Consider the following 15,734-nt stretch of genomic DNA (forward strand, 5'->3'; position numbering starts at 1 on the left):
AGTTCATGTTTTATTATTAAAAAATAACTAATTATGAATAAAACTCTCCTTTTTCTACTGTTAATAACCTGCCTACTCTCAGGATGTGGCGCGTATTTTAATCAACCCGTAGGAGTTCAGAAGGCTGTTTTTGGAGAAAACACTTCTGCAACTGAATACTTAGTCGATATGCCAAAACCAAAAGAACAGATTGTGGTAGGGGTATATAAATTTAAAGACCAGACAGGTCAATACAAAGCGACTGAAGTTGGAAGCACATTTAGCACAGCAGTTACTCAGGGTGCTACTTCTATTTTAATAAAAGCACTTCAAGATTCAAAATGGTTTGTTCCTATAGAACGTGAGAATCTGGGAAATTTATTAAACGAACGAAACATTATCCGGTCTACACGTCAGGAATATGAAGCCAAAAAAGAAGGCGGTGAAGCAGTATTGACGCCTTTACTCTTTGCAGGAGTTTTATTAGAAGGTGGTATTATTTCCTATGACACCAACATTATTACCGGAGGTTTTGGAGCCCGATATTTTGGTGCCGGAGGTTCTACACGATACAGACAAGATCGGGTTACGGTATATTTAAGATTGGTTTCCACCTCAAACGGAAAAATACTAAACACGGTTTACGTTTCTAAGACCATTTTATCACAAAGTATAGACGCCAGTTTATTTCGATACGTAAATCTAAATCGACTTTTGGAAGTAGAAACCGGTTTTACCAGAAATGAACCCATTCAGCTGGCAGTTACCGAAGCCATAGAAAAAGCCGTTGAAGGTCTTATTGTACAAGGAATCAAAGACAAGCTTTGGGAAGTGAATGCGCCTCAAAATCAAATCGATGCTTTTGTATCAGCCTATGATGCAGAAAAAAGCGAAGCCGATCTGGCACAATTATACGATAGAAATTTAGAAGACAAAAGAGGCCTTTTTGGTATAGAGGTTTCCGGAGGAACAGCCATTATACAGGGCGATTATAAAAGTCCGGAGCCGGCACCAATGACCAGAGGAGCGGTGAAATATTTTTTCACTCCGGCTTTTAATATAAGTGCCTCGGCCAATGCGTTCAAAATTGCGAATAAAGGAAGAGACAAATTAGGATATATATCTACAGATCTCAATCTCGAATTTATCATATTACCTCACGATATCCTGACTCCATTTGTTTTTGGTGGTTACGGATTTGAATTTAATAAGAAATATAAAAATTTTCATAGTAAAGTTCAGTTTGGAGGTGGTTTAGAATATATGGCGACCAGTAGTTTGGGAGTGAAATTATTCGCAGAATATAATATGACCTTTAGCGACAATGTTGATTATATCGTAAGAGGTAAAAGAGATGATTATTACTGGAGACTTGGTTTGGGACTCACTTATTACTTTCCAAAAAGTACCAATCACAAGAAAAGATAGTTCGCCAATAGAAGGTGAAAGAACAATATTTTTTCAATAAAAAATATAGAAAAAGTCAATATAAGTTTAACAAAATCAAGACCGCAATGAAAATAGGACTAAAAATATTGATATGCTTTATGCTTTTGGTTTCTTGTAGTGAAGATCAAATCGATGAAACAGGAACGGGAGCAGTAAAAGGAAGAGTAGTAGATGCCCGAACATATGAAGGAATAGAAAACGCACGTGTTTCTTCAAGCCCAACTACGAGTACCGTATTTACGGATAAAGACGGATATTTCGAGATAAATAATATAACAATGGGAAAATATTCTTTTCAGGCCCAAAAAGATGGCTTTACCGCCAGATTTGAACCTGCGACTGTTGAGAAAGACATAACAGTTCAGATTATTTTTGAGTTACAAGTGTCAACTGCCAACAATAAACCACCAGATGTTCCCATATTAACCGCACCTACAGACAATGCTACAGGGCAATCGCTAACACTAGATTTAACCTGGACAGCAAAAGATCCGGAATCAGATCCGATGACCTATACCGTTACGGTGAAAAACGGAACAACAGACGAAACGAAAACCTATGCCAATTTAAAAGACACAAAACTTAATATTTCAGGTTTAAGTTTTAGCACGAAATACTATTGGCAGGTAACAGCCGATGATGGAATTAATAAACCAGTAAATAGTGTCACAAACTCCTTTACGACTTTAGCATTTCCAAATCCGAGATATTTGTATGTTAAAAAAGTAAAAAATAACAATGTCATTTATACAGCCGATGAAGCCGGAAACGAACTTCAATTGTCATCTGCCGAAGTAAACAGCTACAGACCTAGAAAAAATTTAAGCATCAACAGAATTGCTTATATAAGTTCTGACGGATCATTAAATCAAATTTTTACAATGAATCCGGATGGTACTGATGTCAAAAAAATTACAAACTTTATACCTATTGCAGGATTTAATATGGAGTATGTTAATTATTGCTGGAGCACCAACGGAAGACAAATTATTTATCCAAATTTTGACAGATTGTATCGTATTGATTCTGACGGATCGGGATTGATTCAATTGTTTAAAACGCCAAACGGAAAATTCATTTCCGAATGTGAATGGAGTCAGGACGGGTCACAAATTGTACTTAAAGTAAATGATATGTCGGGATACAATGTTGAGATATATGTGATCAATACCGCCGGTGATGTATTGTATCAGGTACTTTCCGGAGTAACGGGTGGAGCAAGCGGTCTTAGTATTTCTGTAGACAATAGTAAAATTGCCTATACCAGAGATATTTCAGGATTCGAAAATTCGACTTACAGACGATTAGACTCCAGAATATTTATTTACACAGCTGCGGATAATACTTCAACCGAATTGGCAAGTCAAAAACCAAATGGATTTAATGATTTGGATGTAAAATTCTCTCCAAATGAAGCAGAGCTGATCTATGTCAATACATCAAATGATGGTTTATCAGCCAACACGATACAAAAAGTCACGATTTCCAGCAGCAATAGTAATGGTTCCAGAACAACACTATTTCAGAACGCCTCAATGCCGGATTGGAGGTAAAATACTAAAAACTTAATTTTTGATAACCAATTTTATAGAAAAAAATCGGCAGTGCCTAAAAGCCTGCCGATTTTTTTTGCGAATCAGAGATACGAATCAATCAAAGAATTAAAAAAAGGGATTATCTTTGCACCACATCAACACAAACTAAGTTACATGAGTTCAGATTCTAGCAAAAGGTACGCACAAAGAGGTGTTTCGGCATCAAAAGAAGACGTACACAACGCCATAAAAAATATTGATAAAGGTTTATTCCCGCAGGCATTTTGTAAAATTGTACCTGATTATTTAACGCAAGACCAGGAGCACTGTTTGATTATGCATGCCGACGGTGCCGGTACAAAATCATCATTAGCCTATATGTACTGGAAAGAAACCGGTGATATTTCGGTTTGGAAAGGAATTGCTCAGGATGCTTTAATCATGAATATCGATGACTTATTGTGTGTAGGAGCAACCGATAATATTTTGCTTTCTTCAACAATTGGAAGAAATAAAAACTTAATCCCTGCTGAGGTTATTTCAGCAATCATCAACGGTACAGAAGAATTAATCAACGAACTAAAATCGTTTGGAGTAACCATTCATTCAACAGGAGGAGAAACTGCCGATGTTGGTGATGTTGTCCGTACTATTATTGTAGATTCTACTGTAACAGCCCGTATGAAGCGCAGCGATGTGGTAGATAATGCCAACATAAAAGCAGGTGACGTAATTGTTGGTTTGGCTTCTTTTGGGCAGGCAACTTACGAGAAAAGCTATAACGGGGGAATGGGAAGTAACGGATTAACCTCTGCCCGTCACGATGTTTTTGGAAAATACCTGGCAGCAAAATACCCGGAGAGTTATGATGCAGCAGTGCCCGAAGAATTAATCTATTCAGGTCAGGTAAATTTAACCGATGCTGTCGAAAACAGTCCAATAAATGCAGGACAGCTGGTACTTTCGCCAACCAGAACGTATGCACCAATTATCAAGAAAATCTTAGATACCTATACACCAGCTGATATTCACGGAATTGTACATTGCAGTGGAGGAGCTCAGACAAAGATTTTACATTTCGTTCAGAACTTACACATTATAAAAGACAATTTATTTCCGGTTCCGCCATTGTTCCAATTAATTCAGGAGCAATCTAAAACCGATTGGAAAGAAATGTATCAGGTTTTCAATTGCGGTCACCGTATGGAGCTTTATGTTCCCGAAAATATTGTACAAGATATTATTGCAATTTCAAAATCATTCAATGTCGACGCACAAATCGTGGGTAGAGTAGAAGCAGCAGACACTAAAAAGCTTACCATTACCAGCGAGTACGGAACATTCGAATATTAATATTTTTTGAGTTACAAAAGTTCAAAGGTTCTGAGTGGCAAAGGTTTCTATACCGGAGTTTACAACAGAACCTTTTTTATTAATCATTAGCTTTTTTAGGAGCTAATCCCGCTATTCGTTATAATCTTTTGTGCCGAACCCCGTCACAAAAGGATTTTCACTGCTATCGGGGCTAAAAAAAACATCAAGCTATGTATGAATTACTTTTTTGGAGATATTTAGAAGAGGTTTATCTGAACCATCATGAAGTTTATGAGGCCCTTGTGGAAAAAGAAGAAGTAGACGGTCTTGCAACACTTCCTGTTGAGGTCATTATCAACAGAATCAATTCCGTTTTTTCCCAATGGGAACGAGTGGACGAAAACAGCTGGAAAAACAGCACAGGAAAAGGTGCTTTCCAGGTAATTACAACACCACAAAGTATCAAAATTGATTGTTATGGAACCGAAGGAAAAACCATGAATACACTGGTTTCCCTGATGGAAGAATTCAAATGTCCGTTATACGACCCGCAAGTTCCCGAGCGTTATGACGAAATGAATGAATAAACCATCATTTCCTATAATACTCGGCGAATCTCTGTGCAAAACTTAATGTCTCTCTGTGAAATAATTTTTAGATAAAGTAGATAGAAAACTTTATAGTGAGCAGCTCAAAAAATGAATTCATGACCACATCAAATTTTAATTTTTCCGATACTATAATTTTAGAAGACGATTCTGTTTTATTACGTCCTTTGCAAGAATCAGATGCCGATAATTTATTGGAAATCTCTGTTAACGAACCCGAAACCTGGAAATACTCCTTAGTAGGTGCAGACGGAAAAGAAAATCTGATCAACTATATCCAACTGGCGGTAAAAGGGCGAGAAAATCAAAAAGAATTTCCGTTTATAGTTTTCGATAAAAAAACACAAAAATATGCAGGTTCAACCCGTTTCTACGACATGAATCTGGAGTATAAATCACTGCAGCTGGGATATACCTGGTACGGATCGGCTTTTAGAGGAACCGGGCTTAACAAACATTGTAAATTCTTATTACTGCAATTTGCCTTTGAAACCCTTGGTGTGGAACGTGTAGAATTTCGTGCCGATAATAATAATGAACGCAGTATCGCCGCCATGAAAAGTATCGGATGTAAGGTTGAAGGTGTCTTACGCAGTCATATGCCTACTGCCAATAGTGATATACGTCGCGATTCTATTGTGTTGAGCATCCTGCAAAACGAATGGTTTGATGAGGTAAAGGAAAATCTAAAGCGTAAGCTTTAAAAAGAGGCGCTAGCCTCGACCCATATTGTAGGGCCGGATTTTAATCCGGTTTAAACGTCGCAAGAGCAAAAGAAGAACCATCAGTTCGGTCCATTTTACAAACTCATCGCAAACGTATAATTTGTTTTTAAAAAATACCGTCATTGTAATATGTGTCGTTCCTACGGAACTCTTGAACGTGTCGTATGATTTTTTCAACGGATCGAAATCCGTTGCTATAAATAGGTCGTTCCTTCGGAACTCTTGAACGTGTTGTATGATTTTTTCAACGGATTGAAATCCATTGCTATAAATATGTCGTTCCTTCGGAACTCTTGAACGTGTTGTATGATTTTTTCAACGGATTGAAATCCGTTGCCATAAATATGTTGTTCCTACGGGACTCTTGAACGTGTTGTATGATTTTTTCAACGGATCGAAATCCGTTGCTATAGATATGTCGTTCCTTCGGAACTCTTGAACGTGTCGTATATTTTTTCAACGGATTGAAAACCATTGCTATAAATATGTCGTTCCTTCGGAACTCTTGAACGTGTTGTATGATTTTTTCAACGGATTGAAATCCGTTGCCATAAATATGTTGTTCCTTCGGAACTCTTGAACGTGTTGTATGATTTTTTCAACGGATCGAAATCCATTGCTATAAATATGTCGTTCCTTCGGAACTCTTGAACGTGTTGTATGATTTTTTCAACGGATTGAAATCCGTTGCCATAAATATGTTGTTCCTACGGAACTCTTGAACGTGTTGTATGATTTTTTAAACGGATCGAAATCCGTTGCTATAAATATGTCGTTCCTTCGGAACTCTTGAACGTGTTGTATGATTTTTTCAACGGATTGAAATCCATTGCTATAAATATGCCGTTCCTTCGGAACTCTTGAACGTGTTGTGTGATTTTTTCAACGGATCGAAATCCATTGCTATAAATATGTCGTTCCTTCGGAACTCTTGAACGTGTTGTATGATTTTTTCAACGTATCGAAATCCGTTGCCATAAATATGTTGTTCCTTCGGAACTCTTGAACGTGTTGTATGATTTTTTCAACGGATCGAAATCCGTTGCTATAAATATGTCGTTCCTTCGGAACTCTTGAACGTGTTGTGTGATTTTTTCAACGGATTGAAAACCATTGCTATAGATATGTCGTTCCTTCGGAACTCTTGAACGTGTCGTATGATTTTTTCAACGGATCGAAATCCGTTGCTATAGATATGTCGTTCCTACGGAACTCTTGAACGTGTCGTATGATTTTTTCAACGGATTGAAATCCATTGCTATAAATATGCCGTTCCTTCGGAACTCTTGAACGTGTCGTGTATTTTTTCAACGGATTGAAAACCATTGCTATAAATATGTCGTTCCTTCGGAACTCTTGAACGTGTTGTATGATTTTTTCAACGGATCGAAATCCATTGCTGTAAATAGGTCGTTCCTTCGGAACTCTTAAACACAACTCGCAACTCATAACCCATAATTCATAACTCATAACTTCCTACTTATTATCCGTCTTTCAAAAGTAAATTCTGCTCCTTTCTTAACCTTTCAACTAATGAATTAAGATAGGTTTTTGTTTTTAGAGGAAGTAAATTCCAGGTTGAATCTTTTTTAAAACTTCTGCAATAATCCAGATCGCATTCTACGGCACGAATTGCATATTTTTTGTTTTGATAGATCGTAATAATTTTAACGCGCCTTATCTCGTTGTATTCCGTTCTTGTACCGTAAACAATCACCGGATCGATAAGCCCGTCTCCATCAAGGTCGGTAGTACTGCAGTATTTTGTCCAAAAAGAGATAGTAGTTTCTTTAGGATCACTGTCTTCTAGTAAATCATTAATCCTCCATTTTTCAAGAAAACCGCCATGATCATTCAGCGTATAAATGGCCTGTATCTTCGTGTTTAAGGTGTCTTTTTTTGAAATCGTTTTTTGATTTTCGCAGAGAAGTAATTCATACACACCGCTTTTATCAGAACACTCGACTGCTTTGTAGATTGGAAATTCCGAAACACCATCAAGTTCTCTTTGAGCGATTTCTTTTTGGGTGAGTTTATGACTTTCTGTTTTTTGTGCAAAACCAAATGTGGTATAAAAAAAGATGCAGAATAAAATAGAGCTTTTCATAAATAGTGTGATGTTTTATAGAACCAAAGATATTTAAAAGCTTTTGAGATCAGATCAATTTATATTTTTTAAAAAGCATATTTTGTTGTATTTTTCGAATCTGAAAGTATTGGTAAATCGATTTAGTAGAGTGCCAAATGCTGTTTTTAAGTAAAAAGTAATGATTAAAAGAAAACTAATGAATAGAATAAATTGTAAAAATTTTGTTTTTGGATTATCCTTTTTAATATTCGGTTATACCGCTAATGCTCAGAAAAAAACAATTGAGAAACGAGATTTGATTCAGTATGTTGATCCTATGATTGGTACCGCCAAAATGGGCCATACCTATCCGGGAGCAACAGTTCCGTTTGGAAGTGTACAGCTAAGTCCTGAAACCGATACAATTGCCTACAGTACAAATGGAAAATACAATGGAGAGGTTTACAAGTATTGTGCCGGATATCAATACGAAGATAAAACGATTGTAGGTTTTAGTCATACGCATTTTAGCGGAACTGGACATTCTGATTTGGGCGACTTTTTAATTATGCCTACAACCGGAAAGCTACAGCTAAATCCCGGTGTTGCTTCAAAACCATTGTCCGGTTATCGATCGGCATTTTCTCATACTACCGAAAAAGCAGAGCCCGCTTACTACAGTGTACTTTTGGAAGATCATAAGATCAAAGCCGAACTTACGGCGACAACCCGCGTAGGAATGCATCAATATACCTTTCCAAAATCCGAGGATGCACATATCATTTTAGATTTGACTTCGGGAATTTACAATTACGATAAAAAGAATGTATGGACTTTTGTTCGGGTAGAAAACGATACTTTGATTACCGGATATCGTCAGACCAACGGCTGGGCACGAACCAGAACCGTATATTTTGCGATGAGTTTTAGTAAACCTATTAAAAATTACGGACAGGCTCCAGTGGAGAAAAGTGTGTACAGAGGCTTTTGGGGAAGATTTGATCAAACCAAAAACTTTCCTGAAATGGCGGGTCAGAATTTAAAATTGTTCTTTGATTTTGACACGGAAGAAGGAGAGAAAATTAAAATCAAAATGGCTCTGTCTCCTGTGAGTTCTGCCGGGGCAGTTGAGAACATGAAAAAAGAAGTTCCGGGTTGGGATTTCGAAAAAGTAAAAAAACAAAGCCAGGAAGTCTGGAATAACGAGTTGAACAAAATTCAGGTAGAAACCCTTCAGAAAGAAGATTTAGTGAATTTTTATACTGCCATGTACCATGCCTTTTTAGGCCCTACAGAATACATCGATTTAGACGGGAACTACAAAGGTTTGGATATGAACGTACATAAAGCCGAAAACTTTAAAAATTATACCAGTTACTCCTTATGGGATACTTATCGCGCTTTGCATCCATTATTCAATATAGTACAGCCTTCCCGAAATTCGGATATGATCAGTTCTATGTTGGCGCACTCCGATCAGAGTGTGCACAAGATGCTGCCAATTTGGTCGCATTATGCCAATGAAAACTGGTGCATGATCGGGTATCATTCCGTTTCTGTAATTGCCGATGCCATTGTAAAAGGCAATATCAATTTCGATCCTGAAAAAGCACTTGAAGCTTGTGTGAAAACAGCAAAAGTGTCTTATTATGACGGATTGGAATATTATATGACAAAAGGTTATGTTCCGGAAGATAAAAATGGTGCTTCGGTTTCAAAAACACTCGAATATGCTTATGATGACTGGGCGATTGCACAGGCTGCAAAGAAATTAGGTAAAACGGAAATCTATAATGAATTTATCTCAAGATCTAAAAATTATAAAAACGTTTACGATGCGCAAACGGGGTTCATGCGTCCGAAGTTAAACGACGGAACTTTCAAGAAAGAATTTGATCCGTTAGATACACATGGTCAGGGGTTCATTGAAGGAAATTCTTGGAACTACAGTTTGTATGTTCCGCAGGATCCTGCTGATATGATTCAAATGATGGGAGGAAATGAAAAATTTAAAGTTCGATTGGATTCCTTATTCAACATGCATTTGCCGGATAAATATTTTGAAAACACGGAAGACATCACCAGAGATGGAATCATTGGGAATTATGTTCATGGAAACGAACCTTCACACCATGTCGTTTATTTATACAACTGGACCAATTCACCGTGGAAAGCTCAGGACAAAATTAGAATGATCCTGAAAAAAATGTACCGAAACGGAGCTGACGGTTTAGGAGGAAATGATGATTTTGGACAAATGAGTGCCTGGTATATTTTTAGCAGTTTAGGTTTTTACCCTGTAGCACCGGGTTCTGACGAATATGCATTAGGAAGCCCGTTAGTGAAAAAGGCTACTTTTAATTTGGAAAGCGGAAAGAAATTCGAAGTAGAAACCATCAATCAATCCGATAAAAATGTGTTTGTGAGCAAGGTAATTTTGAATGGAAAACAATTAGATAAGCCTTTTCTGAAACATGCTGATGTGGTAAACGGAGGCAAGATCACATTTTATATGAGCGCTAAACCGAATAAGAGTTATTAGTTATTAGTTATGAGTTGTATTGATTAACATTGTCTGGCTGAGCGAAGTCGAAGCCAACATCGTCTGGCTGAGCGAAGTCGCAGCCTGACGTCCAAAAAAAAGAACTTAAAAAAGTGTAAGGTTTAAATTTGAGAAAATTTGTGTAATTAATAGCGAAACAACAAAAAACTTCCCGAAATTTGCACTTTAAATAAAAGTAAACATGAAGATAAATCTAAAATCAGGAATTGAAAAATTGCTTTTCGGAATGAAGCAGAACGATGTTACAGCTGCTTTAGGAAAGCCTGATAAAAATTATAAAGATGAAGATGACAATGTGATTTTTGTATACAATGCACAAAAGATCAGATTGACGTTTTATCAGGAAGAAGACTTGAAATTAGGTTATTTAGTAGCTTCAAGCAGCGATTTGGAAGTTTTTGGATTCAAATTAATCGGAAGAAAAATTGCTGATGTAAAGAAAGATTTAGCAACAAAAGGAATTACAAAATACAATCAGGAAACTTTTGATACTTTCGAGAATTACTTTAATGAAGACAACTGGTTCATCCTTCAAACAGAATTTGACGAAGTAGTGAAGTTTGAAGTCGGTGCGATCATTAACGATAAAGACGAATTTGACTGGAAATTTCCAGTAAAGAAGAAGTAATTAAAAAGATTTATAACCTAAAGGGCAAACAGGTGTCACACTGAGCGATGTTACCGTTTTAGTCTGTTAGATCAAATAATAATTATAAAAAAAACCGACAATCTCTTGTCGGTTTTTTTTGTGTTTGAGTCGAAAAGAACTATCCTTTCAACCATGCATTTTTTAGTTTTTCTTTGGAAGCGTCTGTTGCTTTAAAAGTCTCTTTTTCTTCAAACGGAATTTTTACAGTTCCTTTGATCGTTTGCTCAACACCGGCACGTTTTATTTTTATCGTAATTGGATCATTTTCCTTCCAGTTATCACTTTCACCAATCAAATCATAAATGTTGTCGAAATTGTATGCTTTATCGTTTACGGTAAGAATGATATCGCCTCCTTTAAGATTTAAATTAGTAAAAAACACATTCAAGTCGATATTAGAACGAACATTGATGGCTTTGGTAGCTTTGTCAACTCCAATATAAGGTGCTTGACCTTTAATGAAAACTGGTGCCGGAGCTTTTTCAGAAGCTTTGGCCACGCCAACTTTTGCTAAATAAAAGTCATATGGAATAGGAGTGGTTCCTGCCACATATTTGTTTAAGAATTCACCAACCTCAGGATAAGTCAATTCAGTTACTTTAGCAAAAAGTTCGTTGTCGTTAAATGGTTTTTCAATACCATATTCATTCGATAATTTGTGCATTAAATCCAGAATTCCTCTTTCTCCATTGCTTTTTTCTCTGATGATGATGTCAATACACATTCCAATTAAAGCTCCTTTTTGATATACATTTAAGTATTGATCTTTATATGGCTGATCCAGTACATTTTTACTCATTACGGTAAATGACATGGTATCGTTTAAGCCTTTTGCGTGTTCGATTTTATCAGCAATACGGGTGTAAAATTCAGATTCGTTAATTAGGCCCTGATTGATTTGGAACAGGTTAGCAAAATATTCTGTTACTCCTTCGTACATCCATAAATGCTCCGACATTTTTGGGGCATTGTAATCAAAAAACTGAATTTCTTTAGAGTGAATAGTTAACGGAGTTACGATGTGAAAAAATTCATGCGAAACTACATCTTTCATTGATTCTACCAGTTTTTCTTTAGGCATAGATTCCGGTAAAACAACTGTTGTAGCGGTTGGATGTTCCAATGCTCCAAAACCGTGGGCATCATCCTTAGCCATACTTGAGAGATACAAAAGAACAGTATACTTTTTGTTAGCATTTACTTTGCCTAAAAAGTTTTTCTGCGCTGTCATCATCGTCTTCATTTCAGGAGTGATGCTTTCGGCTGTAAACTTTCCGGTTGGAGAATAAACGGCGATTAAAATATCCATTCCATTTACGTTGAAAGTCGTATAATCAGGTTTAGAGTACATGATCGGATTTTCGACTAAAACAGCATAGCGGGAAGTGGTAAAAACGTCACTTGTTTTGCTTGCATCTTCGTCTGTCATTGAAGTGGCTCCCCAAAGTGTTTCAGGATGTGTTACTGTAACTTTATACGGAATTTCTAGTTTATCCTGAAAGTAACCTACAAAACCGTGTGTGTTAACTAAGAAATTAACGCCCGCATTGATATTTGTTCCGGCAGGAGAAAATACGTCATCATTTCCAAATCCCGTTCCTTTTTCAGTATCAAAAGTATCTCCTACCCAATAGGTTACTTTTTTTAATTTTTTTGCATCTGAAATAGACCAGGAGTTGTCATCAATTCTTTTTACCGTTAATTCATTTCCTTTGGCATCAAAGGCTTTAAAATCACCTGAAAATTTACCGTAATTATCTGTAGAATAAGTTCCCGGAACCGTTTTTGGGATGCTGTAAATTACTTCGTCAGTTTTTATTTGCGGAGGGGTTACCGTTACCAGAACTTTGTCGTCTTTTACATCAACAAGATTAATGTTTACGTCTACAACATTGTTTTTTGCGGTACTGGAGGAACTCCCGGTTTTACAGCTCCAAAGTGTAACTGCCAGAGCTAGGGTGTAAAGTATTTTTTTCATTTCTTCATATTTGGTTATTGCTATTTGACTCGCAAAAGGTAAAAAAGTTACATTTCGGTTAAAAATAAAAAAAAAACTCCTGGATTTCAGGAGTTCTATCTTAATCTAGTTTGTTTTTTATATAATATTTGCCATCCAAATCTTCGTCAAAATCATCTATTTTAACTGGCTTTGGTTTTGGTTTATTTGCAATGGCCTTTTTTTTCCACATCTCAAATTTCTCAAGGGGCATTTTCTTCTTCATGATTTCCAGAATTTCTTTTTCTGCCAATCCAAATTCCTTTTTTATGATTTCAAATGGATTTTTTTCTTCTAAGGCTAACGAAACAATTTTTTCAGTTTGTTCCCAATTCAATTCTTTGCGGTTACTCTTTTTCATCACGTGAAAATTAATTCAAAATAGAGGTTAATGATTAATAGATTGATTTTCAATTTAAGTATCAATATTAATAAAAAAAATAATTAGTTGGTTCGATGAATGCTGTTTTTTTTAATGATTTTAACTGTTTTTTGCTGATCTCGATTTTTGAAACGGTATTTTTAATAGATTTTTCAAATTGTTGTTTTCTTCAACAGCCATGTGGGTATCTACGCCATAGATTATTTTGTCTTTGGGTAAAGTGGTGAAAGTACCAAACAGACGATCCCAAACCGAAAAAATGTTGCCATAATTACTGTCTGTATACGGCAGAACGTAATGATGATGTACTTTGTGCATATTGGGAGAAACGATAAAATAACTCAGTAAAGTGTCTAGTTTTTGAGGCAATGATATATTGGCATGAGTAAACTGCGTAGAAATAACAGACAAGGTTTGGTATAGAAAAACCATCCACATTGGGCTTCCGATGATTAAAACCCCAAGGGTTGTAAAGATAAATCGGATGATGCTTTCGCCGGGGTGATGCCGATTTGCAGATGTAGTGTCAATCCAGGTATCGGTGTGATGTACAAGATGAAAACGCCATAAAAATTTGAACCTGTGCTGTACATAATGAGGAGTATACGCACCAATTAAATCCAACAAGAGCAAACCGATGATGGTGTAAAGCCAAAGTGGTAAAGCAGGTAACCATTGCAGCAGTCCAAAGTGGTTTTCAACGGTCCAGTTTGCAGTTTTAATTAAAATAAAAGCCAAAACAAAATTGACAATTATGGTAGTGAAAGTCAGGAAAAAATTGATTCCGGCATGCTGCCATTTTCGATAGTGCATCTGGAAAAGAGGAAAGGTATTTTCGATCATCCAAAAAAAGGTAATTCCTCCAACCAGAATTAAGCTTCTGTGTGAAGACGGAATTGTACTGAAATAGGCAATAATATCATTCATAAGGTTGTATTAGAGTGATACAAAATAAGGGGGATTCAGATTGTTGAAGCATACGAATAAATGTAAGTTCTTCCGAAAAAAGAAAAGAGAAAACCGAATAGAAGTATATTTGATTTTCTCTTTTATGATAGTTATAAGCAAAGATTTATGCTTTCTTGATTAAGCTGATAATGAACAGTAAGATCCAGGCTCCTCCAACAGCAATTATAATTTGCCAAAGAAGTCCGCCACCACCGATACCTAATTTACCGGCAATCCAGCCGCCAATAATACCGCCAACAATTCCTACGACGATATTACCCAATAATCCAAAACCTGCACCTTTCCAGATCTGACCTGCAAGCCATCCTGATATGGCACCAATAAGTAAAAAATATAAAAATTCCATATGATAATTTTTTGAGGTTAAAGAGAGTTGATTAAGCTTCGGCGTGATTTTGCAGTAAGGTTTTATATATGAAACCTGCTACAATAGCACCCAAAATTGGAGCTGCCCAAAACAGCCAGACTTGAGAAAGCGGCTCTCCACCAACAAAAATGGCCTGAGATAATGATCTTGCGGGATTTACAGAAGTGTTGGTAATTGGAATACTGATTAGGTGTATTAAGGTTAGAGCAAAACCAATTGCAACACCCGCAAATCTTCCGTTGGCAAATTTATCTGTAGCTCCTAAAATTACTAATAAGAAAAACAATGTTAGTACAAACTCAGCGATAAAAGCAGATTGCAAGGAATATCCGTCAGGGGAGAAGGCTCCAAAACCATTAGAAGCAAAAGCTCCCGCTTTGGTATTATCAATGGCAAAACCTGCTTTTCCTGATGCAATGGTGAATAAAGTTCCTGCGGCTGCAAGAGCACCAACGCATTGTGCAACTATGTAAGGAATTAAGTCTTTTGCAGGAAATCTGCCGCCTGCCCATAAACCAAATGAAACAGCCGGATTAAAGTGGCCTCCTGAAATATGTCCTACGGCATAAGCCATTGTAAGTACGGTTAAACCAAAAGCCAGTGCAACACCTGCAAATCCGATTCCTAAGTCGGGAATTCCGGCTGCGAAAATTGCGCTTCCGCAACCTCCAAAAACCAGCCAAAAAGTTCCAAAAAACTCTGCAAATAATTTTTTCATAATAAATAGTTTTAATTAATAGTTGATTGTTAAAAAGTATATTGGTATGCCCAAAAAATCAAGACAATCTGAATGGGCAAGCGTAGAAACAAAATCCACTTGGGTAAACCAAAACTTGCTTTTTTATTCTGATACATATAAAGATTGGAAGGGAATACAGCAATTAAAGTAGCTATAATTCCCCATGCACCAAAATGAGAGGTAACAGGAATCAGGAGGAGTATGCCGAAGATAACTTCGGCAACACCACTTAAAATATTTATTAATTTAGGATTTGAAAAAAATGAAGGAATGATCTTTAAGTACATTCCCGGTTTTCTGAAATGATTTAATCCGGCAATAATATAGAGCGAAGCCATTAAATACAAATGCCAGGGTAAATTCATGATAAATAGGATTGTTTATCACGAAT

At 36.5% G+C, this 15,734-nt stretch carries 14 protein-coding genes; 7 read left to right on the forward strand and 7 right to left on the reverse strand.

The features are described 5' to 3' along the window. Window positions 1-33 precede the first annotated feature (33 nt). From LNQ34_RS15570 to LNQ34_RS15590, 5 genes are all read left to right on the forward strand, one after another. A complete protein-coding gene (locus LNQ34_RS15570) occupies window positions 34-1,407 on the forward strand; it encodes a CsgG/HfaB family protein (RefSeq protein ID WP_230000386.1) in 1,374 nt (457 codons plus the stop codon). A gap of 86 nt (window positions 1,408-1,493) precedes the next feature. Next, window positions 1,494-2,981 carry a carboxypeptidase regulatory-like domain-containing protein gene (locus tag LNQ34_RS15575; protein ID WP_230000387.1) on the forward strand — a complete coding sequence of 496 codons (1,488 nt, stop codon included), beginning with the start codon at window positions 1,494-1,496 and terminating at the stop codon, window positions 2,979-2,981. 156 nt (window positions 2,982-3,137) lie between these two features. Continuing rightward, window positions 3,138-4,316, forward strand: coding sequence for an AIR synthase related protein (locus LNQ34_RS15580; protein ID WP_230000388.1), 1,179 nt, complete (start codon window positions 3,138-3,140; stop codon window positions 4,314-4,316). Window positions 4,317-4,507: 191 nt separating this feature from the next. Continuing rightward, window positions 4,508-4,864, forward strand: a complete 357-nt coding sequence (locus LNQ34_RS15585) for a hypothetical protein (protein WP_070906885.1) — start codon at window positions 4,508-4,510, stop codon at window positions 4,862-4,864. Window positions 4,865-4,983: 119 nt separating this feature from the next. Then, entirely contained in the window at window positions 4,984-5,589 is a 606-nt protein-coding gene (locus LNQ34_RS15590) for a GNAT family N-acetyltransferase (protein ID WP_202701869.1), read from the forward strand. Between the two features lie 1,504 nt (window positions 5,590-7,093). On the opposite strand, the gene LNQ34_RS15595 is transcribed toward LNQ34_RS15590, so the two are convergent. Continuing rightward, window positions 7,094-7,717: a M949_RS01915 family surface polysaccharide biosynthesis protein gene (locus tag LNQ34_RS15595; RefSeq protein ID WP_230000389.1), complete on the reverse strand. Its 624-nt coding sequence runs from the start codon at window positions 7,715-7,717 to the stop codon at window positions 7,094-7,096. Between the two features lie 178 nt (window positions 7,718-7,895). Here LNQ34_RS15595 and LNQ34_RS15600 point away from each other — a divergent pair, with 178 nt between their 5' ends. Next, entirely contained in the window at window positions 7,896-10,220 is a 2,325-nt protein-coding gene (locus LNQ34_RS15600) for a GH92 family glycosyl hydrolase (RefSeq protein ID WP_230000390.1), read from the forward strand. 202 nt (window positions 10,221-10,422) lie between these two features. Then, a complete protein-coding gene (locus tag LNQ34_RS15605) occupies window positions 10,423-10,869 on the forward strand; it encodes a hypothetical protein (protein WP_202701872.1) in 447 nt (148 codons plus the stop codon). A gap of 139 nt (window positions 10,870-11,008) precedes the next feature. Here the strand turns inward: LNQ34_RS15605 and LNQ34_RS15610 are convergent, their stop codons facing one another. From LNQ34_RS15610 to LNQ34_RS15635, 6 genes are all read right to left on the reverse strand, one after another. Beyond that, the gene (locus tag LNQ34_RS15610; protein ID WP_230000391.1) at window positions 11,009-12,868 is read right to left on the reverse strand and encodes a M61 family metallopeptidase; all 1,860 of its coding nucleotides are present in this window, start codon (window positions 12,866-12,868) and stop codon (window positions 11,009-11,011) included. A gap of 100 nt (window positions 12,869-12,968) precedes the next feature. Beyond that, on the reverse strand, window positions 12,969-13,247 hold the full coding sequence (locus LNQ34_RS15615; protein ID WP_017497301.1) for a DUF2805 domain-containing protein: 279 nt from the start codon (window positions 13,245-13,247) through the stop codon (window positions 12,969-12,971). A gap of 120 nt (window positions 13,248-13,367) precedes the next feature. Next, window positions 13,368-14,195, reverse strand: a complete 828-nt coding sequence (locus tag LNQ34_RS15620) for a sterol desaturase family protein (protein ID WP_230000392.1) — start codon at window positions 14,193-14,195, stop codon at window positions 13,368-13,370. Between the two features lie 145 nt (window positions 14,196-14,340). Then, window positions 14,341-14,583, reverse strand: a complete 243-nt coding sequence (locus LNQ34_RS15625) for a GlsB/YeaQ/YmgE family stress response membrane protein (protein WP_230000393.1) — start codon at window positions 14,581-14,583, stop codon at window positions 14,341-14,343. Window positions 14,584-14,614: 31 nt separating this feature from the next. Continuing rightward, on the reverse strand, window positions 14,615-15,322 hold the full coding sequence (gene aqpZ / locus LNQ34_RS15630) for an aquaporin Z (protein WP_070906880.1): 708 nt from the start codon (window positions 15,320-15,322) through the stop codon (window positions 14,615-14,617). 29 nt (window positions 15,323-15,351) lie between these two features. After that, entirely contained in the window at window positions 15,352-15,708 is a 357-nt protein-coding gene (locus tag LNQ34_RS15635) for a DoxX family protein (RefSeq protein WP_202701875.1), read from the reverse strand. Window positions 15,709-15,734: the final 26 nt, after the last annotated feature.

This window comes from Flavobacterium lipolyticum, from assembly GCF_020905335.1.
GTDB lineage: Bacteria > Bacteroidota > Bacteroidia > Flavobacteriales > Flavobacteriaceae > Flavobacterium > Flavobacterium lipolyticum.

Coding starts and splice junctions, on each gene's coding strand:
- LNQ34_RS15605 (WP_202701872.1), top strand. CDS start 10,423: ATGAAGATAAATCTAAAATCAGGAATTGAAAAATTGCTTTTCGGAATG.
- LNQ34_RS15575 (WP_230000387.1), top strand. CDS start 1,494: ATGAAAATAGGACTAAAAATATTGATATGCTTTATGCTTTTGGTTTCT.
- LNQ34_RS15620 (WP_230000392.1), bottom strand. CDS start 14,195: ATGAATGATATTATTGCCTATTTCAGTACAATTCCGTCTTCACACAGA.
- aqpZ (WP_070906880.1), bottom strand. CDS start 15,322: ATGAAAAAATTATTTGCAGAGTTTTTTGGAACTTTTTGGCTGGTTTTT.
- LNQ34_RS15600 (WP_230000390.1), top strand. CDS start 7,896: ATGAATAGAATAAATTGTAAAAATTTTGTTTTTGGATTATCCTTTTTA.
- LNQ34_RS15580 (WP_230000388.1), top strand. CDS start 3,138: ATGAGTTCAGATTCTAGCAAAAGGTACGCACAAAGAGGTGTTTCGGCA.
- LNQ34_RS15610 (WP_230000391.1), bottom strand. CDS start 12,868: ATGAAAAAAATACTTTACACCCTAGCTCTGGCAGTTACACTTTGGAGC.
- LNQ34_RS15625 (WP_230000393.1), bottom strand. CDS start 14,583: ATGGAATTTTTATATTTTTTACTTATTGGTGCCATATCAGGATGGCTT.
- LNQ34_RS15635 (WP_202701875.1), bottom strand. CDS start 15,708: ATGAATTTACCCTGGCATTTGTATTTAATGGCTTCGCTCTATATTATT.
- LNQ34_RS15585 (WP_070906885.1), top strand. CDS start 4,508: ATGTATGAATTACTTTTTTGGAGATATTTAGAAGAGGTTTATCTGAAC.
- LNQ34_RS15570 (WP_230000386.1), top strand. CDS start 34: ATGAATAAAACTCTCCTTTTTCTACTGTTAATAACCTGCCTACTCTCA.
- LNQ34_RS15615 (WP_017497301.1), bottom strand. CDS start 13,247: ATGAAAAAGAGTAACCGCAAAGAATTGAATTGGGAACAAACTGAAAAA.
- LNQ34_RS15595 (WP_230000389.1), bottom strand. CDS start 7,717: ATGAAAAGCTCTATTTTATTCTGCATCTTTTTTTATACCACATTTGGT.
- LNQ34_RS15590 (WP_202701869.1), top strand. CDS start 4,984: ATGACCACATCAAATTTTAATTTTTCCGATACTATAATTTTAGAAGAC.